This is a genomic window from Marinobacterium sp. xm-d-530, assembly GCF_013283365.1.
Classification (GTDB): Bacteria; Pseudomonadota; Gammaproteobacteria; order Pseudomonadales; family Balneatricaceae; genus Marinobacterium_E.
In genome coordinates, this window is sequence record NZ_WBYM01000004.1 from 197,382 (window position 1) to 217,385 (window position 20,004).

Sequence of the window (20,004 nt, forward strand, 5' to 3'; positions counted from 1 at the left end):
CGATTGAGAACTTTGAAGAATTCGTAAGGAGATAACTGTGAGTACTATTACTGTAAACATTCCAGATCTCAGCGGCGCAACTGACGTTGATGTGATTGAAGTACTTGTGGCTGCTGGGGATGTGGTCGCTGAGGGCGATAGCCTGATTACACTAGAGACCGATAAAGCCTCTATGGAAGTGCCTTCACCGCAAGCAGGTAAGATTGTGTCGATGGCAATTTCAGAAGGCGACACAGTCAATGAGGGCGATCTGTTAATGGAAATTGAGATTGCCTCTTCTGAGTCTGCACCGGCTGAAGCAGCCGTTGCTGAGCCAGAATCGGTTGAGCCTGTCTCTGCGCCTGTAGAGTCGGCTGCTCCAGTGGCGGCTGCGTCGACTATCGAACAGGTTCTAATTCCAGACCTGAGCGGTGCATCTGATGTGGATGTAATCGAGGTGTTGGTCGCTGTCGGTGATACGGTCTCTGAAGGTGATAGCCTAATCACTCTAGAGACAGACAAGGCTTCTATGGAAGTTCCCTCTCCAGCATCGGGTGTCGTTAAAGCGCTAACGATTGCCGAGGGTGACAAGGTCAATGAAGGCGATCTACTGATCGAGCTTGAAGTAGCCGGTGCAGCTGCGCCAGTATCAGCACCTGTTGAAGCTTCACCTGCTGCGGCACCTGCTGAAGTGTCAGCGCCTGTTGCAGCGGCACCGACAGGCGGCGTTGAGTCTGTATTAATCCCAGATCTAAGTGGTGCATCGGATGTCGATGTGATCGAGGTGTTGGTCAAAGAGGGTGATAGTGTCGCTGAAGGCGATAGCCTGATTACGCTTGAGACCGACAAAGCTTCAATGGAAGTTCCGTCACCAGCGGCTGGTGTCATTAAATCGATGAAGATCAGCGAAGGCGATAAAGTTAACGAAGGTGATCTTCTATTAGAGCTTGAGGTGGTAGGCACTGCTCCTGCAGCAGCTCCTGTTTCTGCACCTGCACCTGCACCAGCGGCTTCAGCGCCTGCTCCAGCGCAGTCAGCAGCACCTGAGAAACCAGCTCCAGTTGCATCAACAACGGATTTAGTGGATCTAGAGAAGCGTAATCGCTCAGTTCATGCTGGTCCTGCCGTTCGCGCCATTGCGCGTGAGTATGGTGTGGATCTCTCCAAAGTAACGGGTTCTGGCCGCAAGGGTCGTATTGTTAAGCAGGATGTTCAAGCCTACGTTAAAGGTGCGCTACAGAAGTTGGATTCAGCTCCTGCTACCGCGGTGACTGGTGGAAGTGGTATACCTGCAATTCCTGCGGTAGATCACAGTAAGTTTGGTGAGATCGAGAAAGTTAAGCTAAGCAAGATCGATAAGATCACCCGTGACAATATGTCTCGCTGCTGGTTGAACATCCCTCATGTGACTCAGTTTGATGATGCTGACATTACCGAACTTGAAGCCTTCCGTAAGGAGATGAAGGATGAAGCGGCTAAGCAGGGTGTGAAACTGACACCACTTCCTTTCTTGATCAAAGCGGCTGCGATTGCACTAACGCGTCATCAGAAGTTTAACGCTTCTCTGGATGCGGATGGTGAGCACATTGTCTACAAGAAGTTTGTAAACATTGGTATTGCGGTTGATACCCCTAACGGTCTGATGGTTCCTGTTATCAAGGATGCAGACAAGAAGAGTATTTACGAGCTCTCTAATGAAGCGATTGAGCTGGCGGGTAAAGCGAAGGATCGTAAGCTCAAGCCAAATGAGATGCAGGGAGCGTGTTTCACAATCTCTAGTCTTGGTGGTATCGGCGGTACAGGTTTCACCCCTATCGTGAATGCGCCTGAAGTGGCTATCCTGGGTGTCTCTAAAGCGGATATCAAGCCGCGTTGGAATGGTAAGGAGTTTGAGCCTCGCTTGATGCTGCCACTCTGCCTGTCGTATGACCACCGTGCGATCAACGGCGGCGATGCGGGTCGATTCCTAACAGATCTTAACGGATTGCTAAGCGATATTCGTCGTTTGGTTTTGTAAGTTAAGAGAACTCACTTATAAAAGCCCTGCACTGCAGGGTTTTTTTTGTTTCAAACTCTCTATTTTTTACAAAGTAAAATGTATTTTGTTATTCGGAATTAGCGATCGTGATACGCTTTAAATTTGGAGGTGCATTATGATTCAAGGGTTTTTAATACTGCTGGCATTTCAGCTGTTGGGTGAGTCGCTGGTTGTTGTATTTGGGTTGCCGCTACCGGGTCCTGTCATCGGTTTGGTTCTGCTGTTGTTTGGTCTGTTAGGGCTCGGCCGTATTCCAGATTCACTTAAAATCACCAGCGATGGATTGCTATCGAATTTAGCGCTTCTGTTCATACCTGCTGGTGTGGGATTGGTGCTGCACTTTGATCTACTGGCCAGCGAGTGGTGGATCATTCTATTGGCTCTATTGATATCGACCATTCTGGCGACAATTTTGACGGCGGCTCTGTTTCAGTGGTTAATGAAGCGGGTAGGGGGTGAGAAGTGATTATAGGAACCGACTTTTGGGTCTACTTTGCTGCCCGACCTCTGATATGGATTGTGTTGACCTTGGCTGTGTTTACCTTGGCGAATTTGCTCTATCAACGTGCAGATCGTTCGCCCATCTTACATCCTGTCTTGATCAGCATGGTTGTCCTGATTCTTATGTTGTTGGTGACCGGAACACCTTATGAGACCTATTTCTCAGGTGCTCAGTTTATTCACTTCCTACTCGGGCCTGCGACGGTGGCGCTGGCAGTACCGATGTTCCAATATTTTGATGAGATTCGTAGGCTCTGGTTGCCGATATTAGTCTCCAGTGCAGTGGGTGCACTGGTGGCCTCACTCTCTGCAGTTGGTGTGGCTTGGCTATTTGATGCTCGAGCTGAAACCTTGATGTCAGTAGCACCGAAGTCAGTTACATCGCCTATCGCTTTGGGTATTGCGGAGAAGATTGGAGGGTTACCCTCCTTGGCCGCTGCTTTGGTGTTAGTGACCGGGGTGATGGGTAGTATTTTGGTGCCGATCATTCTTAAGCGAATGCGAGTTGAGGATCAGGCTGTTCGAGGCTTCGTATTGGGTTTGACCTCCCATGGTTTTGGCACGGCCGTAGCGTTGGAGGTGGGTGCAGTAGCCGGTGCTTTTGCTGGCTTGGCGATGGGATTGACCGGTCTATTAACAGCCTTCCTACTACCAATTGTTATCGGCTGAATTTGAAATAGAGAGGCAACAGCAGTAAAGTTCGCGCCGAGATTGAAGGATTAATAGGTCATTATTGCCAATGAGTACTCCACTAGAGCGCTACAAAAAGGATTTGCAGCGCGACGACTTTTCATACGACGCCACTCAAGAGATGGCCGTTGAACACTTGCAGCGACTTCATGATCAGCTAATTGAAGCTGAGAATGCGCCGGCTCCAGGACTTCTGGGTCGTCTTAAGCAAAAAGTGGTGAAAGAGAAGGTGGAGCCGATTAAAGGTCTCTATTTCTGGGGTGGTGTGGGTCGTGGTAAGACCTACTTGATGGATACCTTCTATGACACGCTGCCCTTCGAGAGAAAGATGCGTACGCACTTTCACCGTTTCATGCAGCGAGTCCATGCTGAGCTGAAAGCTTTAGATGGCACTAAAAACCCTTTGGTTACCATCGCTGAGAAGTACTCGAGAGAGACGCGGATTATCTGTTTTGATGAGTTTTTCGTCTCTGATATCACCGACGCGATGATCCTGGGTAGCTTGCTTGAAGAGCTATTTGCCCGCGGCGTCTCTCTTGTAGCGACCTCCAACATCGTGCCTGATGGTCTCTATGAGAATGGTCTGCAACGTGCGCGCTTTATGCCAGCCATTGCGCTGCTTAATCAGTACACCGAGGTCGTGAACGTCGACAGTGGCATCGATTACCGTTTAAGAACACTTGAGCAAGCTGAACTCTACCACTGGCCACTGGATGATGGTGCTGATGAGTCGCTTGAGAAGAGCTTTAATGGTTTGGCACCAGATCTTGAAGAGTTAGAAGAGAACCTGTCGATTGAGATCAACAACCGCATGTTAACGGCTCGTAAAGCTTGTGAGGATGTGATCTGGTTTGACTTCAGTGCGCTGTGTGAAGGGGCGCGCTCACAAAACGACTACATTGAGTTGGCGAAACTCTACCATGCTGTACTCCTAAGTAATGTTCCACAGCTTGGGCGTACCAATGATGATGCAGCGCGTCGCTTTATCAACCTAGTCGATGAGTTTTATGACAGCGGTGTGAAGTTGATTATCTCAGCCGAAAAGCCCATTCATGAGATCTACACAGAGGGTCGATTGGAGTTTGAGATCGAACGAACCAAATCTCGACTGCTTGAGATGCAGTCGCATGAGTACCTGGCGAGAGAGCATAGAGCGTAAGTTGAAAGCGGGTGACAGGCTGAAGCCAGTCACCGAATGTGCTATCTACAACCTGTCCGTGTCTGGCTTCAGCCTGACACGACCCTATCGGCGGTTTTCCAGAGCTTAAAGCAACGCTTCCAACCACCTAAAAAAAATTCAATTTACACTGGTTTTATAAGCATAAATTCCTGTATAATCCGCGCTCCGCGTAATTGCGGAATGGAAGGTTGTGATTACCACACAACGAATAATTATAAGGTAAGTCGGGATCTATCCTCGATTTTGATTCGAGACTTATAGTAGGAAAATACAATGTCATACACTGTTAGCGCTAAGCCAGCCGAAGTAAAACGCGACTGGTACGTTGTTGACGCAGAAGGTAAAACCCTTGGTCGTCTAGCAACTGAAATCGCTCGCCGCCTACGCGGTAAGCATAAAGCGGAATACACTCCGCACGTTGATACTGGCGATTACATCGTCGTTGTTAACGCTGAAAAAGTACACGTTACTGGTAACAAACGTAACGACAAAATGTACTACCGTCACTCTGGTTTCCCGGGTGGTCTTAAAGAAGCAAACTTCAATAAGATGATCCAGACTTTCCCTGAGCGTACGATTGAACTTGCTGTTAAAGGCATGCTGCCAAAAGGCCCTCTAGGTCGTGCGATGTACAGCAAGCTGAAAGTATATGCAGGTACGGAACATCCGCACACTGCTCAGCAGCCTAAAGAATTGAACATCTAAGGGAAAACGAACAATGGCAACTACTCAGTACTACGGCACTGGCCGTCGCAAAACTTCCACTGCCCGCGTTTTCCTGCGTCCAGGCACTGGTTCTGTTTCTATCAACAACCGTACTCTTGAGCAGTACTTCGGTCGTGAAACTGCACGTATGATCGTGATGCAGCCACTTCAACTGACTGAAACTGCTGAGAAATTCGATGTATACGTAACGGTTACTGGCGGTGGCGGTTTCGGTCAAGCTGGTGCTATCCGTCACGGTATCACTCGCGCTCTTATGGAGTACGATGAGACTCTACGTCCTACACTTCGTCAAGCTGGTTTCGTTACTCGTGACGCTCGTGAAGTTGAACGTAAGAAAGTGGGTCTACGTAAAGCACGTAAGAAACCACAGTTCTCAAAACGTTAATTCGTTTTCGGCTCTACAGCCACAAAAAAACCCAAGCAATCGCTTGGGTTTTTTTTCGTTATAACCTTATGATTATTTAGTCTCTCTAAACACCCCTGAATACGACTATTGGCGGGCCTTTCCTTGACCTGTCACCTTGAAAAAATAGGGTCTTTTCTTTACCATTTCGCGCCAGATAGAGGTCTCAATCCGATAGTTCGGGATCTCATGTTAAACGAATTTTATCTTTCGTTTCGCTCCGTCTATTTGAGGTGATCCCTCGATTAGACCAATTAAGGGAGAGTAGTTGATGAGCAATGACGGCGTAAACAAAGGCCGGCGTCGACTTCTAATTGGTGCTACATCTGCAGCGGGTGCAGTGGGCGCAATTGGAGTAGCCGTACCTTTCGTCGCTTCCTGGAATCCTAGTGCCAAGGCGAAAGCCGCTGGTGCACCTGTTAAGGCGGATATCAGCAAGCTAGAGCCAGGTCAGCAGATGATTGTTGAGTGGCGTGGTAAGCCTGTATGGGTTGTACGACGCACTGAAGAAGCATTGGCGAACCTAGAAAAACTGAACGGTCGGTTGGCTGATCCAAGTTCAGAGAAACCTCAGCAGCCAGAATACATTCCAGGAACCTCTGCTCGCTCTTTGCGCCCAGAGATCATGGTAATGGTTGGTATCTGTACACACTTGGGCTGTTCACCAACTTACCGCCCTGAAGTGGCTCCAGATGATATGGGTCCTGAGTGGTTGGGCGGTTTCTTCTGTCCATGTCACGGTTCTCGTTTTGACCTGTCTGGTCGAGTTTACGCAGGTGTTCCTGCGCCGACTAACCTGGTTATTCCTCCTCACTCTTACCTTGATGACAACACGCTTGTTATCGGTGTCGATACGGAGACTGCATAATGGCTGGTTCACGCAATAAGGGTAATCCAGGCTTGATGGGCTGGATTGACGATCGTTTCCCAGCGACAGCGCTTTGGGATGATCACCTAGCAAAATATTACGCACCAAAAAACTTTAACTTTTGGTACTTCTTTGGCTCTCTAGCTCTATTGGTCCTAGTCAACCAGATTCTAACGGGTATCTGGTTAACCATGAGCTACAACCCAAGCGCTGAAGGTGCATTTGCTTCTGTTGAATACATCATGCGTGATGTTGAATACGGTTGGTTACTGCGCTATTTGCACTCTACCGGTGCATCGGCCTTCTTTGTGGTTATCTATCTACACATGTTCCGTGGCATGATGTACGGCTCTTACCGTAAGCCTCGTGAGCTTGTGTGGCTGTTTGGTATGACCATCTACCTAGCGCTTATGGCTGAAGCGTTCATGGGTTACCTACTACCTTGGGGACAGATGTCTTACTGGGGTGCACAGGTAATTGTATCGCTGTTCGGTGCTATCCCTGTTGTGGGTGCTGATCTGCAGCAGTGGATTCGTGGTGACTTCTTGATCTCAGGTATCACTCTGAACCGCTTCTTCGCGCTTCACGTTATTGCACTGCCAATCGTCATTCTAGCGCTTGTAGTACTTCACATCATCGCACTACACGAAGTGGGCTCTAACAACCCAGACGGTGTAGAGATCAAAGAGAAGAAAGATGAGAATGGTGTACCTCTAGACGGTATCCCTTTCCACCCTTACTACACAGTTAAAGACATTGTCGGCGTTGTCGTCTTCCTGTTTGTTTTCTGTACGGTTGTATTCTTCTTCCCTGAGGGGGGCGGTTACTTCCTAGAGAAGCCAAACTTTGAGCCTGCGAACCCGCTGAAAACGCCTGAGCATATTGCACCGGTTTGGTACTTCACACCTTTCTATGCAATCCTGCGTGCGATTACTTTCCCACTGTTTGGCTTGGATGCTAAGTTCTGGGGTGTCGTTGCAATGGGTGCTGCAATTGCGATCCTGTTCGTACTGCCTTGGCTTGATCGCAGCCCAGTTAAGTCGATCCGCTACAAAGGCTGGTTGTCTAAAATCTGGTTGCTCGTATTTGCGATCTGTTTTGTCATTCTGGGTGTTTTAGGTGCGATTCCAGCAACGCCAGAGCGTACTCTGCTTGCTCAAATCTGTACTGCTCTGTACTTTGCATTCTTTATCCTAATGCCATGGTACACACGCATGGAAAGCACTAAACCAGTACCAGAGAGGGTGACAGGCTAATGAAAAAGTTTCTACTTACTCTAGCAGTGGCCCTTATCCCATCAGTAGCTTTGGCTGCTGGTGGTGCAAAAATGCCACTGGAACATATTGAACTGGATCGTACCAACGAAGCCTCTTTGCAGCGTGGTATGGCGACGTTTGTTAACAATTGTTTAGGTTGTCACTCAGCGCAGTATCAACGATACGAGCGTTCAGCGACGGATCTAAACATCCCTGCGAATCTGGTTGAAGAGCACCTCATCTTCGGTGACAAGAAGATCGGTGAGCAGATGACGATCGCTATGAAGTCTTCTGATTCGGCAACATTCTTCGGTAATCCTCCACCAGATCTAACGCTAGAGACACGTCTGCGTGGTCCAGATTGGGTATACACCTACCTCAAAAGCTTTTACAAAGATGAGTCGCGCCCATGGGGTGTGAACAATGCGTTGTTTAAAGATGTGGGTATGCCTAATGTCTTGGAGCATTTGCAGGGTACAGTGACTAATCGCTGTTCAGATGAAGAGTTGGTTCAGCGTGGGCTTAAATCTGACATAGACCCGCTTACAGGGGTCTCTTTGCCTGGCTGTCTAACGGTCGATAATGGCACTGGTTCACTTGAGCCTGCTGAGTTCGATAAGGTGATCTACGACCTTGTTAACTACATGGCTTACATGGCGGAACCGTCTAAAGCCGATTCGCACCGTATCGGTACGAACGTATTGATCTTCTTGTTCTTCTTCTTCTTTATCGCGTTTGCATTGAAGAAAGAGTACTGGAAAGACATACACTAAACGTTCGATTTCTGTTAAATTATAAAATCTACGTATTCCATCGGGGTGCGTAGATTTTTTGTTTCTAATATCTGTTAATTTTTGGAGTAGTAGATGGGCGTGGTAGCTAAACGTTCTTCAATGACCTTTTTCTCTGATGGAGCTGATCATTACAGCCATCGAGTTCGCATTGTTCTGGCGGAAAAAGGTGTAGCGGTTGATATTGTTGACTGCCAAGATGATGAGTTGCCAGAAGATGTTGCTGCTCTTAACCCATACAACAGCCTACCAACACTGCTTGATCGCGAATTGGTTCTGTTTGAATCGAATGTGATGATGGAGTACCTGGATGAGCGTTTTCCACACCCTCCATTGTTGCCAGTATATCCTGTAGCTCGTGCAGAGAGCCGTCTCTACATCTACCGTATTCAACGCGACTGGTGTAGCTACGCTGATACCATTCTTAACAAGAAGGGTAGCGAAGAAGAGATCGATGCTGCACGCAAAGAGCTGCGTGACAGCCTAGTTGCAATCTCACCGATCTTCCAAGAGAAGCCGTACTTCATGAGTGAAGAGTTTAGTTTGGTCGATTGTGTTATTGCTCCCATTCTATGGCGTCTGCCTGCGATGGGTATTGAGCTTCCAGAAGCTCAGTGTAAGCCGCTGATCGCTTACATGGATCGTCTATTTGATCGTGAATCTTTCCAAGAGTCACTATCAGAAGCAGAGCGCGAGATTCGCGAGTAATCCGTGTCTGAACTAACCCCCTCGCGTGGTTACCTACTAAGAGCCCTCAATGAGTGGCTCTTAGATATGGATCTAACGCCCCACATTGCTGTTGATGCTCTGGTGCCAGGCACCGATGTTCCTCAAGAATTTGTCAAAGATGGGCAGATCACGCTCAATATAGCGCCCGGCGCTGTGCGTGATCTCTACATGGACAATGAGGCGCTCAGCTTCAACGCTCGCTTCTCAGGAACGCCTCGACAAGTCTATGTACCGATGGCGGCGCTGATCGCTATTTTTGCCCGCGAGAACGGTGTCGGTATGGGGTTTGGTATGGAACCAGGTGCCGAAGCACTTAATCTTGTGCTAGAAAAGGCGCATGCTGAGCCTAATGGCACTGAAACAGCGACGCCAGAAGCCTCAGCTGCTAAACCTGATGCTGCCAAAAGGCCCGGCTTGCGTGTCGTTAAATAGGCGCTGAGATAATAAAAAGGGAGCACTTAGCTCCCTTTTTTGTGCCTGTTAGCTGCTTATGGCAGTGGTACGTACTCAAATACTTTAACAATGCGCTGCACACCGGGTACTTCACGCACAATCGCTACGGCTTGATCGGCTTCGCGCTGACTAACCAAGCCCATCAAGTAGACAATGCCATTTTCGGTGACAACCTTGACGCGTAGCCCCTCAATTGACTTGTCACTTAAGAGTTTCAGTTTAACGCGGCTGGTTAGGTAGATGTCGTTACTGCGTACAATCGTCGAGCTTGGTCCTGCAATCTCAAGTTCGTTATGGATGCGTTTGACTTCACGTGTCTGCCCAACGATCTGCTCAGCCTCTTGGCGAACATTCTCATTAGGTACCTGGCCCGTTAATAGCACTTGGCCGTTAAAGCTTTTCACATTGATGTGAGATTGAGCCAGTGGTGCCGATCCTTTACTTAGGTTGACCATAACCTTTAGCTCAATGGCTTCATCTTCAATGATGTTACCCAGTGTGCGATTTCCAACGTCTTCGCGAATCGGCTCCTCACGTGATGAGCTTACGATGGTAGAACAACCCGTTACTAGAGTCGTTGTCATCACAAGAGTGGCTAGGACTTTTTTCATGGCAAGTTAAGCTCCAAAAAGTTGATATTCAATAAGATCGAGAAGGCATTGAAGGGTCAGCATCTGTGCCAGGTGGATCGCTGGATCATCCTCTGCTGCTACGCAGATCTCAATCTCTGTTGGCTCCATTAGTGCGGTAATATTTCCGCCGTCACGACCCGTGATCGCGATCACCTGCATTTCACGGTCGTGTGCCGCTTGAATTGCTTGAATGAGGTTACGATCATTACCTGAAGATGAGATTAATACTAAAACATCTCCGGGTTGACCCAATGCCTGGATTTGGCGCGCATAGGTCTGAACATAGCCAGACTCTTCTGCGGTACCGGTAGTGACACCGGAGTCAGCCCCAAGAGCGATGGCAGGCAGGCCCGGGCGCTCTTCACGAAATCGCTGCATAAGCGTCGTTGTGAAGTAGTTAGCGATCGATTGACTCGCGCCATTACCGGCGCAGATGATTTTGTGCTCTGACATTAAACAGGCTAGCAGCTGTTCAGAGGCGTCAGCGATCACCGGCGAGTAGTGCTCAATGGTTTGAGCGCTAATGCCTAAGGCGGTGTGTAACTGATTGACGATTCTCTCTTCGAGTTCCATATGACTACTAGCTATCGGGTCTAAAGGCATCTTTATACCATAGACAGTTGCTTATCTCGCCCCCTGTAGTGAGAGAAATGACATCAAATCTAAAGTTGTGGTTTGCATAACGTCTATTTTGGCCGATCCAGAGATGTGCGGCTTTAATCAGTTTGCGCTGTTTGCTGGCCGTGACGCTCTCGGCGCCCGACCCATAATGGGGATTGGATCGGACTCTTACTTCAACAAAAACGATGGTATCGGAGTCCAGCATCACTAGATCAATCTCCCCAAAACGGTAATTCACGTTTCGGTTTAGATATTTTAGACCCTGTTTACGAAGATACTGCTCAGCGATCTGTTCGCCCTGGTTGCCGATGGTTTTGCGGTTCATAGTCTCATCCTTGAGTGGTTATGAACTTAGTTTAGCTGAACCTCTTGAGTCTGCATGTTGATAGTCTCTGGCTGAGGCTCCTCCAAAGGGTCACTCTTTAAGGGCTTGGTTTCAGGTATCTGTGGTTCGCCCAATAAAACAGGTATACCTTGATCAAATTGTGCCCAAAGTAGCTGACGATTAAATCGGCCTGATGGGTCTAGGCTTAATCGGCCTGTATCCCCTTGCACCGTTAGCTCTGGTGAACTCTTTAGCTGACTTAGGAAGGGGTAGACTTTGACCGCGTCTGAACCCAGTGCGTAGAGGCGTCCAAGTCGACTCGCGCTGTCGGGTCTCTCGAGTGCTAATGAGAGGTTCAAAGCTGTCGTTGGCTGAAGTAACCAGGGTTGGTCTGGGAATTGGATGCGATTAAGGTCGACGTCCCTTGTCTCATTGAAGTTGCCTTCAAAGTGGTGGGAAGTCGCATAAATGGGGTAATCACCAGCAAAATGGAATGCGAGCATGGGAGTCAGTTGACGTGCATCCTGTGGTTGAGCGGCCAGCAGAATGGCATCAATATCGCGTCTTGGACGCTCATCAAACTCCAGCGACTCGCCTAATAGTTTTTTAATCGCGTTGTATCGCTCAGTACTTTGATCCGTATTGAGCAGTTGGCTGACCTGACTGGATAGATCGCCATTCAGCTCATAACTCAATTCGGCAACGGCTTCTGCGCCGCTAGATTCTAGGTTCTGTCTGAAATCATCCGCTAAACGAGCGCCCCATGCCGCGGCTGGGGTGATCAGTGCAAAGCGTTTGTGTCCTTCTAGAGTGGCTCTGGTGACAACCTGTTTGATCTCTTGGTCCGAACCTAAATCGAGTTGAAATAGGTTGTCAGTCAAACGGTCAGTTCGGTTAAAGGTGATAAAAGGGACTGGAAGCTTGCCGTTGTTTCCCAGTTCATCAATCAATTTACCGCGCAATGGCCCAATCACTAGGTCGGCTTGCTGCTCAACTGCATAGGCGACGATGCTCTCAGCACTGGCACCCTCTGTATCAAGGCTCACTAACTCAGGCGCCTCAAACCCACGTTGCGCACGTGATTTAAGCGCAGCAATAACGCCCTCTGAAATGATTCGAGCCGGCTCAGCCAAGGGGCCGCTGAAGGGGAGGGCAACGAGGATTCGTTTGGCAGAGATGACATCACCATCGAGAAGAGACGCGAGAGCTGCGGGTGGCGTATTACTTGCTGGGTGCTTGTCCCAGAGTGTTCGCCATTGTGAGGCGACTTCACGTTGGGCTGTTAAATCGTTTATTGGAGCAAGCTGCAGTGCGAGTTCAATCCACCCTTGGGTAACAAATCCATAGTTTGAGAAGTTGGCCGCAACCAAGGTTTCATTATCGACTTGGTTAATCAGTGCCCAGATTTGGTCGTTGATACTCTGCTGTTGATCGAGCGAAAGCTCGTTAAGTTCACTCAGAGATAAAACGGCACTGAGCGGGTTGTTTTGCTGTTCGAAAATGTCTGCTTTGAGCAGTGCGATCTCAACACGCTGTTCGCTGTTAAGTGTAGGAAGGTTTTGATCCGTTAAGCGGTTCAGCGCTGACCCACTATCACCCAGCTTAAGGTAGGCTTTTGCCTCTAATTGAACGACGTTGAAGGCGTTATTACTGTTGATGCCTGCTAGGTTGATGACTGACAGACTGTTCGCCGCCTCTTTGTAACGTTGCTGATCAAATAGCAGGTTAGCGGCTTTAAGGCGAAGTACCGCTGCTTGATCACCACGAGCATTGATCGCTTGTAGCAAAATGTCTGCGGCCGTGCTTGCCTGCTTTGGCGAATCCGGTGTTTTATCGACGACGGTTGGTTTTTCTAGTTGCGGAGTACAGCCTGCCACTAGTAAAGCTAATATTGCGCTTCTTCCTAACAACTTCAATGCGTTGCTCATGTTATAGTCCACACCCTGTAACTCAAATCGGATGGATATCATATGTCTTTGCCTACCCTGTATGTTGTGGCAACGCCCATTGGAAATCTTGCGGACTTTACGCCTCGTGCGCAGCAAGTGTTAACCGATGTCGACCTTGTTGCGGCTGAGGATACTCGCCATACAGGAAAGCTTCTGCAGCACTTTAACATTAAAGCGAACTTGATATCAGTACATGATCACAATGAGCGCCAACGCGCGGGATTGATTATTGATCAGTTGGCGGCTGGAAAGAGTGTTGCTCTAGTGTCTGATGCGGGAACTCCGCTCATTTCGGATCCCGGCTTTGTTCTGGTGCGGGCCGTTAAGGAGGCTGGTTATGCCGTCTCACCGATTCCTGGGTGTTGTGCCTTTGTTGCCGCTTTAAGTGCCTCTGGCATGCCTTCTGATCGCTTCTCATTTATCGGCTTTCTACCAGCTAAAACGGGTGCTCGAGTCAAAGCGTTAGAGCAGTTGTCTGATCGTGAAGAGACGCTGATTTTTTATGAATCGACCCACCGCATCGTCGACTCCCTAAAAGATATGCAGAGCGTCTTTGGTGATCAGCGAATGGTGGGCGTGGCTCGAGAGATCACAAAGACGTTTGAGACTATCCACTCAGCACCCATTGCAGAGCTGATTGAGTGGATGTTGGCTGACGCTAACCAGCAACGTGGTGAGTTCGTTGTGATGGTTGAAGGGGCTGTCAAAGAGGAGGGCTCTTTGAATGAAGAGACTCTTCGCGTACTCAATTTATTGGCTGCTGAACTGCCTCCCAAAAAGGCCGCTGCCATCACTTCTGAGATCACGGGTGTTGGAAAAAAAGAGCTCTATCAGCAGCTAATTTCCTAGGGGGCCGTTTCGAAGCGTGCTATGCTTTACTCTGAGTCTTTTAGACAGTCGCCGCTCTGCTTGCAGAGGGGAGGAAAGTCCGGGCTCCATAGGGCAAAGTGCCAGATAACGTCTGGGCGGCGTGAGCCGACGGAAAGTGCAGCAGAAAGTATACCGCCTAAGCGCTTCGGCGCCGGTAAGGTTGAAAAGGTGCGGTAAGAGCGCACCGCGTGGGTGGCAACACTCCACGGCGATGGTAAACCCCACTCGGAGCAAGACCAAATAGGGACCTGTTAGGCGTGGCCCACGCTAGGTCCGGGTAGGTCGCTGGAGGTTAGGAGTGATCCTAATCCTAGATGAATGACTGTCCACGACAGAACCCGGCTTATCGAAAGACTCACCCAATACCAAAAAGGCCGCTCTCAAATAGAGCGGCCTTTTTATTGGTCACTACCGCCTAATCTTTATATTTTTTATGGCACTCTATGCACTGGTTTCTAAGGCTGTGCAGTGTGTCTTGAAAACGCTTCAGATCGTTTGGAGTCTCTTCTGAAAGTTGCTCGGTGGTTGCAACAAACTCCGCCATCATCGATTGAAATTCAGAACCCTCGCTCCAGATCGATGCATTAGCATCACCCCAGGGGGCTTTAGGTTCAAACTGGGAAGCTAAGGGCTGTGTCGCTTTGACTAGATTGGCCGAATACTTCTTGATCAGCTCTGGCTGAAAAGAGATTCGCTCTTTGGCCATATCGTCCAGTGGTGAAAAATTACGCCGTACCTCCTTAAAGCTGTCAGTACGAAGCGAATGCCACTCTCTAAAATACTTCCCATCGGTCTCTTGGGTGTAGTGTTGGTAACCCAAAACGGATAAACCGATCATTGCCAGTAAACCGATCGTGATGATGGATATTTTTCTGTTCATGTCATTTGCCTGAATTGAGCTCTATTCATAGATTACAAATTTCGCTAGGGTAGCAACCCGTTTAGCTTTTGTGCCGTATACGATACCTCATGCGTAGCCGTTCAGGCAGATAATTTAACAATAGGTGTTAGGGTTTTGGTTAACGTTGGTTTTTTGGATGGTGGTGTAGGTCAGGAGATCTTTCAGCGTGCGGGCAAGCCACGTCACGCTCTCTGGTCTGTCGAAGTTATGATGAACCAGCCTGATGTTGTTCGTCAGGTGCACTCGGATTATCTTAATGCTGGTGCGAGAACACTCTGTCTAAATACCTACACTGCGACCCCAACTCGTCTCAAGCGAGCGGGTGTCACTCACCCTATTGAGTCCATCTACAGCTTGGCCAGCAAAACGCTAGAATCCATTCGTGAATCCTCTGACACTCATTTTGATATTGCAGGTGTGTTGGCTCCGATTGAGGGGAGCTATTTACCCAATCCGCCACGCAGCTACCAAAGCCTGTTAGATGAGTTTCGATTGATCTGTGCGCTGCAGCCAGAGGTTGATCTGTTAATGATCGAAACGATGAGCAACTCCACTGAAGCGCGTGCTGCATGCCGGGCGGCACAAGAGACCGGTAAGCCTTTTACTCTTGGTATCCGTGTTGAACCCAATGGTCTGTTGAGATCAGGGGAGTCGATAGAAGATCTCTTAACCGCTGTGAAAGAGTTTGATCCCAATGGGTACTGGATCAACTGCTCTGCACCCGAGGAGGTGCCTGCAGCATTGAAACAGATCGCTGACCATCACAAACCCTTTGGTGCCTACGCTAATGGCTTCTCATCTGTTGAGCCCCTGGCTGCTGGTAACTCGGTCGCCGAGTTGATGGAGCGTAAAGATCTTACCCCGCATCAGTATGCCGAACTGGCGCTGGATTGGTTTGAAACGGGTGCTCGGTTAATCGGTGGTTGTTGCGCGATCTCTCCCAAGCACATGCAGCAGACGGCCGAGTTGCTCTCTCTTCAGGGTGCGCAGTTGGTGCCGGTCTCACAGATCCTGAAACCCTAATCGCTACTAAGCCACTAGGCGGTCGTTAGGTGCGCACCATCATGGTGCATAACTCTGCCCATTGACTGTGCATTTTTGGTGCGTACTCTCAATCTGTTTATATTTTATCCTATAAAAACAAAGGTTTATAATTTCTGGTACCCTGTTTGCAGTAGCTTCATAACGAATACTTAGATGAACTGTTATGAGTCGACTACTGCTCTCTACCGATCTGGATGGAACCCTTCTAGATCACTACACCTATAGTGCCGCGCCCGCGGACACACTCTTTTCGCTATTAAATCGGCTGAATATCCCTTGGATTTTCAATACCAGTAAAACAGCACCTGAGTTGATTGCGCTGCGAAGCCAGTTGGCCAACTCACACCCCTTCAGTGTCGAGAACGGTGGAGCTATTTATCTGCCCAAGGGGAGTCAGTTAGCAGCTGATTGGGAGATGCAAGAGCACCTCGGGTTTAACGTCATCAATCTTGGCCTGACACGCTCTGAAATTTTGTCACGAGTTGAGCCTTTCAGATCGCAGTTCAACTTCTATGGTCTGTCGGAGGTCTCTGCTGATGAGATGGCTGCTTTGACCGGGCTCTCGCTTGAACGGGCTCAGTTAGCTCTGGATAGGAACTTCAGCGAACCCCTGGTCTGGAGAGACTCTGAAGAGCAGCTTCAACGTTTTGCGCTATCTCTAGCGAAGGTGGGTATCCAAGTCGTTAAAGGGGGGCGTTTTGTCCACCTGCAAGGTGAAGTATCAAAAGCGCTCTCTCTTGCGTGGTTGATCGATCAGTATAAAACGCTTTGGAACAGTAGTGTCGAGAGTGTTGCGCTGGGTGATGGTGAGAACGATCGCGCGATGCTTGAGATGGCGGATATTGCCATACAGGTTCGATCTCCCGTTCATAGCTTTCCAGTTATTAATGCCTCAGGTGAGGTGATTCAAACAGATCTTTGCGGGCCAGAGGGTTGGTATCAAGCGGTTAAGGCCTTGATCACTGATCGATTCCCCGATGCATTTTAATTTAGGAGTATTTCATGGGCGATTTTTATCAAAACGGTATCATTACAACGCTGCATAATTTGTCAGATAGACCGGTTGAAGCGCTTGAATCAGAGTTGATGGAGTTCTCTAAGCAGCGGCCAATGGGGTTGATCCTACCCTGTCTCTACTCGGAGTTGGAGACCGAAGCGATGCCCAATATTCTTGAGCATCTAAAGCAGGTCCCCTACCTGTCACAGATCGTGATCGGTCTAGATAGGGCCGATGAACAGCAGTACCGTGATGCCTTAAAATTTTTCTCCGATCTTCCACAAAATACCAAAGTGCTCTGGAATGATGGCCCACGTCTGCGTGCCGTTGATGAGATTTTGCAAAGTCATCAGCTATCCCCCGATCAACCCGGTAAGGGGCGGAATGTTTGGTTCTGCATGGGTTATGTATTGGCATCGGGTGTTGCCGAGTCTGTGGCAATGCACGACTGTGATATTTTGACCTACGATCGTTCTCTGCTGGCGCGACTTATCTACCCGGTTGCCAACCCCAACTTCAACTACGAGTTCTGTAAGGGGTTCTATGCGCGGGTGGCTGACGGCAAGATTAATGGTCGTGTCAGTCGATTGTTGGTTACCCCGCTGTTAAGAGCACTGAAGAAAGTGTGTGGGCCTCTCGATTATCTGGAGTATCTAGACAGTTATCGCTACCCCTTGGCGGGCGAGTTTTCGTTCAGACGCGATGTGATGAATGATATTCGTATCCCATCCGATTGGGGTCTGGAGATTGGCGTATTAAGTGAGATGACTCGCAACTACTCCAACAACCGCCTCTGTCAGGTTGATATTGCCGACATCTACGATCACAAACATCAGGATATCTCGCTCGATAATGAGAATGCCGGACTCTCTAAGATGTCGATCGACATTACCAAAGCGGTGTTCAGAAAGTTGGCGACCAATGGCATTGTCTTTAATCAAGAGACCTTCCGAACCATTAAAGCGACCTACTTCCGGATTGCTCTCGATTTTGTAGAGACCTATCGAAACGATGCTTTGATCAACGGTTTGAAGTTAGACGTTCATCACGAGGAGCAGGCTGTTGAGCTGTTCGCTCAGAACATTATGAAGGCGGGAACTCACTTCTTGGATCATCCAATGGAGACCCCCTTTGTACCAAGCTGGAACCGCGTGATCAGTGCCTGCCCAGATGTGCAGCAGATGATTTTAGATGCGGTCGAAGCGGATATGAGCGAATTTGGGGAGGGTTGATCATGGTGATACTAAACCACACTCCGCTTGAGCAACGCGTAGCCGCACATCTAACGGCACTCTTCCCTGATAAGGATGTTCATGAGCTGACCCGGCAGTGTCTAAAGGTTATGAAGATCTCGGTGGATACCCCCTCTCCTGAACCACATCGAAATATATGGGATCAGTCTGATGTCATGCTGATCACTTATGCTGACTCGCTTAGGAAAGAGGCTGAAGTGCCCCTTAAGACATTGAATGACTTTGTAAAGAGTCGTCTTTCAGAGAGCATCTCGGTGGTTCATCTGCTGCCATTCTTTCCATTCAGTTCCGATGATGGCTTCAGTGTTATGGACTACACCACGGTCAATCCCAGCTGTGGAGATTGGTCTGATATCCGTTCCATGACCCAATCTTTTAAGGTTATGGGTGACCTGGTCATCAATCACTGCTCAAGTCGCAGCCTCTGGTTTGAGAACTACAAAAAAGGGATCGATCCAGGGGCGGGTTACTTTTTTGAAGCCGAGCCTGAATGGGATCTGTCGCAGGTGGTTCGCCCCAGAACTTCGCCTCTTCTTAAAGAGGTACGTACTGTGAATGGCGAGAAGCACGTTTGGTGCACATTCAGTCATGATCAGGTCGATCTAGATTTTACTAATCCAGATCTGCTGCTAGAGATTCTCTCGATCATACATCTCTATCTGGAGCAGGGGATACGTTGGTTCCGCCTCGATGCGGTGGCTTATTTGTGGAAGGTGCCTGGCACCAGCAGTATCAACTTGCCAGAGACTCATGAGGTGATACGGCTGCTACGACTGCTCATAGAGCACCACTCACCGGACGCCGTCATCATTACCGAGACCAATATTCCCAACTCGGAAAACCTCACCTACTTTGGTAACGCTAATGAAGCGCATCTGATTTATAACTTTTCCCTCCCTCCGTTACTGATTAATACCCTGGTGACAGGTGATTGCACTCATTTGAAGCAGTGGTTGATGACTATGCCTCCTGCCCAATATGGCACAACCTATCTCAACTTTATCGCGTCACATGATGGTGTTGGCTTGCGACCGACTGAAGGGCTGCTGAGCGAATGGGAGATCGACAACCTAATTGGCACCATGCAGAGGTTTGGTGGTCGAGTCAGTTGTCGAACGGACGCCGAAGGAAACTCCAAGCCTTATGAGATCAATATTAGCCTTTGGAATGCTATGGCTGGCACGCATCAGTCGGGTCCTGATGGGCTTCAGTTTGCACGCTTTATCTGTGCAGCAGCAGTAATGATGGCGCTCGAGGGTGTTCCGGCTTTCTACATTCATTCATTGTTAGCGACAGAAAATGATGTCGAACGCATCGAGCACACGGGTAGCTTTAGGTCGATCAATCGTCATGTGTGGGATGCTGATCGATTGGAACAACAGCTCTCTGCAGAGACCCATCACAAAAAGGTGTTCGAAGCGATGCAGGCTATGCTGAAGGTTCGTCGCAAGCAGCCGGCCTTTCACCCCAACGCGACCATGTACACCTTGCACACAGGGGAATCGCTGTTTGCATTCTGGCGTCAAAGTATCAATCGCTCCCAGAGTATTTTTGCCGTCTATAACATCACCAATGAGCCGCAGACCTTTAATTTGTCGCAGTTGAACCTGGTGATCACCGATGAGTGGACAGATCTCGTTAGTGGAGAGGTGTTTGATGACCGGCTGGCACAAGTGACACTGCGCCCCTATCAATATCTTTGGTTGACCAATAAACCAGCCTAATTCTTTCAGTTATTTGGCACATCGCATAAGCTTGACCTATTAGGGGTTGAGTAGAGCGATGGTGCCAATGAAAG

General features: G+C 48.9%; 21 protein-coding genes and 1 other RNA gene. 17 read left to right on the forward strand and 5 right to left on the reverse strand.

The window, feature by feature from the left end; all coding sequences use genetic code 11:
* Nucleotides 1-37: 37 nt before the first annotated feature.
* The 11 genes from aceF to XMD530_RS08280 all read left to right on the forward strand — a co-directional run bounded on the left by aceF (nucleotide 38) and on the right by XMD530_RS08280 (nucleotide 9,593).
* Nucleotides 38-1,996: a dihydrolipoyllysine-residue acetyltransferase gene (aceF, locus tag XMD530_RS08230; protein WP_173481305.1), complete on the forward strand. Its 1,959-nt coding sequence runs from the start codon at nucleotides 38-40 to the stop codon at nucleotides 1,994-1,996.
* A 136-nt stretch (nucleotides 1,997-2,132) separates the two neighbouring features.
* Entirely contained in the window at nucleotides 2,133-2,483 is a 351-nt protein-coding gene (locus XMD530_RS08235) for a CidA/LrgA family protein (protein ID WP_173507009.1), read from the forward strand.
* Complete coding sequence (locus XMD530_RS08240; RefSeq protein ID WP_173494847.1) at nucleotides 2,480-3,187, forward strand: LrgB family protein; 708 nt, start codon at nucleotides 2,480-2,482, stop codon at nucleotides 3,185-3,187. The genes XMD530_RS08235 and XMD530_RS08240 overlap by 4 nt, the downstream gene beginning before the upstream one ends.
* A 70-nt stretch (nucleotides 3,188-3,257) precedes the next feature.
* A complete protein-coding gene (zapE, locus tag XMD530_RS08245; RefSeq protein WP_173481302.1) occupies nucleotides 3,258-4,367 on the forward strand; it encodes a cell division protein ZapE in 1,110 nt (369 codons plus the stop codon).
* A gap of 294 nt (nucleotides 4,368-4,661) precedes the next feature.
* Nucleotides 4,662-5,093, forward strand: a complete 432-nt coding sequence (gene rplM / locus XMD530_RS08250) for a 50S ribosomal protein L13 (RefSeq protein WP_173481301.1) — start codon at nucleotides 4,662-4,664, stop codon at nucleotides 5,091-5,093.
* Between the two features lie 13 nt (nucleotides 5,094-5,106).
* A complete protein-coding gene (gene rpsI, locus XMD530_RS08255) occupies nucleotides 5,107-5,499 on the forward strand; it encodes a 30S ribosomal protein S9 (protein ID WP_173481300.1) in 393 nt (130 codons plus the stop codon).
* A 289-nt stretch (nucleotides 5,500-5,788) separates the two neighbouring features.
* Nucleotides 5,789-6,385, forward strand: coding sequence for a ubiquinol-cytochrome c reductase iron-sulfur subunit (gene petA / locus XMD530_RS08260; protein WP_173507010.1), 597 nt, complete (start codon nucleotides 5,789-5,791; stop codon nucleotides 6,383-6,385).
* On the forward strand, nucleotides 6,385-7,641 hold the full coding sequence (locus XMD530_RS08265; protein WP_173507011.1) for a cytochrome bc complex cytochrome b subunit: 1,257 nt from the start codon (nucleotides 6,385-6,387) through the stop codon (nucleotides 7,639-7,641). The genes petA and XMD530_RS08265 overlap by 1 nt, the downstream gene beginning before the upstream one ends.
* On the forward strand, nucleotides 7,641-8,414 hold the full coding sequence (locus XMD530_RS08270; RefSeq protein WP_173507012.1) for a cytochrome c1: 774 nt from the start codon (nucleotides 7,641-7,643) through the stop codon (nucleotides 8,412-8,414). The genes XMD530_RS08265 and XMD530_RS08270 overlap by 1 nt, the downstream gene beginning before the upstream one ends.
* A 93-nt stretch (nucleotides 8,415-8,507) precedes the next feature.
* Nucleotides 8,508-9,140, forward strand: a complete 633-nt coding sequence (sspA, locus tag XMD530_RS08275; RefSeq protein WP_173481296.1) for a stringent starvation protein SspA — start codon at nucleotides 8,508-8,510, stop codon at nucleotides 9,138-9,140.
* A gap of 3 nt (nucleotides 9,141-9,143) precedes the next feature.
* Nucleotides 9,144-9,593 carry a ClpXP protease specificity-enhancing factor gene (locus XMD530_RS08280; protein ID WP_173481295.1) on the forward strand — a complete coding sequence of 150 codons (450 nt, stop codon included), beginning with the start codon at nucleotides 9,144-9,146 and terminating at the stop codon, nucleotides 9,591-9,593.
* A 56-nt stretch (nucleotides 9,594-9,649) separates the two neighbouring features.
* Here XMD530_RS08280 and XMD530_RS08285 read toward each other — a convergent pair whose 3' ends face one another.
* The 4 genes from XMD530_RS08285 to XMD530_RS08300 are packed head-to-tail and all read right to left on the reverse strand — an operon-like array spanning nucleotide 9,650 to nucleotide 13,120.
* Nucleotides 9,650-10,225: a BON domain-containing protein gene (locus tag XMD530_RS08285; RefSeq protein ID WP_173481294.1), complete on the reverse strand. Its 576-nt coding sequence runs from the start codon at nucleotides 10,223-10,225 to the stop codon at nucleotides 9,650-9,652.
* A gap of 6 nt (nucleotides 10,226-10,231) precedes the next feature.
* On the reverse strand, nucleotides 10,232-10,849 hold the full coding sequence (locus XMD530_RS08290; protein WP_254442828.1) for an SIS domain-containing protein: 618 nt from the start codon (nucleotides 10,847-10,849) through the stop codon (nucleotides 10,232-10,234).
* Nucleotides 10,827-11,192, reverse strand: coding sequence for a YraN family protein (locus XMD530_RS08295; protein ID WP_173484333.1), 366 nt, complete (start codon nucleotides 11,190-11,192; stop codon nucleotides 10,827-10,829). Before XMD530_RS08295 ends, XMD530_RS08290 begins: the two co-directional genes overlap by 23 nt.
* Before the next feature lie 26 nt (nucleotides 11,193-11,218).
* Nucleotides 11,219-13,120 carry a penicillin-binding protein activator gene (locus tag XMD530_RS08300; protein ID WP_173507013.1) on the reverse strand — a complete coding sequence of 634 codons (1,902 nt, stop codon included), beginning with the start codon at nucleotides 13,118-13,120 and terminating at the stop codon, nucleotides 11,219-11,221.
* 42 nt (nucleotides 13,121-13,162) lie between these two features.
* Between XMD530_RS08300 and rsmI the strand changes: the two genes are divergently transcribed.
* On the forward strand, nucleotides 13,163-13,990 hold the full coding sequence (rsmI, locus tag XMD530_RS08305) for a 16S rRNA (cytidine(1402)-2'-O)-methyltransferase (protein WP_173483070.1): 828 nt from the start codon (nucleotides 13,163-13,165) through the stop codon (nucleotides 13,988-13,990).
* Nucleotides 13,991-14,022: 32 nt separating this feature from the next.
* Nucleotides 14,023-14,373, forward strand: an RNA gene (gene rnpB, locus XMD530_RS08310) — RNase P RNA component class A.
* 53 nt (nucleotides 14,374-14,426) lie between these two features.
* Here the strand turns inward: rnpB and XMD530_RS08315 are convergent.
* Entirely contained in the window at nucleotides 14,427-14,891 is a 465-nt protein-coding gene (locus XMD530_RS08315) for a cytochrome c (RefSeq protein ID WP_173481289.1), read from the reverse strand.
* Between the two features lie 135 nt (nucleotides 14,892-15,026).
* Between XMD530_RS08315 and XMD530_RS08320 the strand changes: the two genes are divergently transcribed.
* From XMD530_RS08320 to XMD530_RS08335, 4 genes are all read left to right on the forward strand, one after another.
* A complete protein-coding gene (locus XMD530_RS08320; RefSeq protein ID WP_173481288.1) occupies nucleotides 15,027-15,935 on the forward strand; it encodes a homocysteine S-methyltransferase family protein in 909 nt (302 codons plus the stop codon).
* 184 nt (nucleotides 15,936-16,119) lie between these two features.
* Nucleotides 16,120-16,944: a mannosyl-3-phosphoglycerate phosphatase gene (locus XMD530_RS08325; protein WP_173507014.1), complete on the forward strand. Its 825-nt coding sequence runs from the start codon at nucleotides 16,120-16,122 to the stop codon at nucleotides 16,942-16,944.
* 14 nt (nucleotides 16,945-16,958) lie between these two features.
* Nucleotides 16,959-18,185 (forward strand): glycosyl transferase, encoded by a 1,227-nt coding sequence (locus XMD530_RS08330; RefSeq protein ID WP_173481286.1) that lies wholly within the window; start codon nucleotides 16,959-16,961, stop codon nucleotides 18,183-18,185.
* Between the two features lie 2 nt (nucleotides 18,186-18,187).
* Nucleotides 18,188-19,930: an alpha-amylase family glycosyl hydrolase gene (locus XMD530_RS08335; protein ID WP_173484334.1), complete on the forward strand. Its 1,743-nt coding sequence runs from the start codon at nucleotides 18,188-18,190 to the stop codon at nucleotides 19,928-19,930.
* The last annotated feature ends 74 nt before the right edge of the window (nucleotides 19,931-20,004 follow it).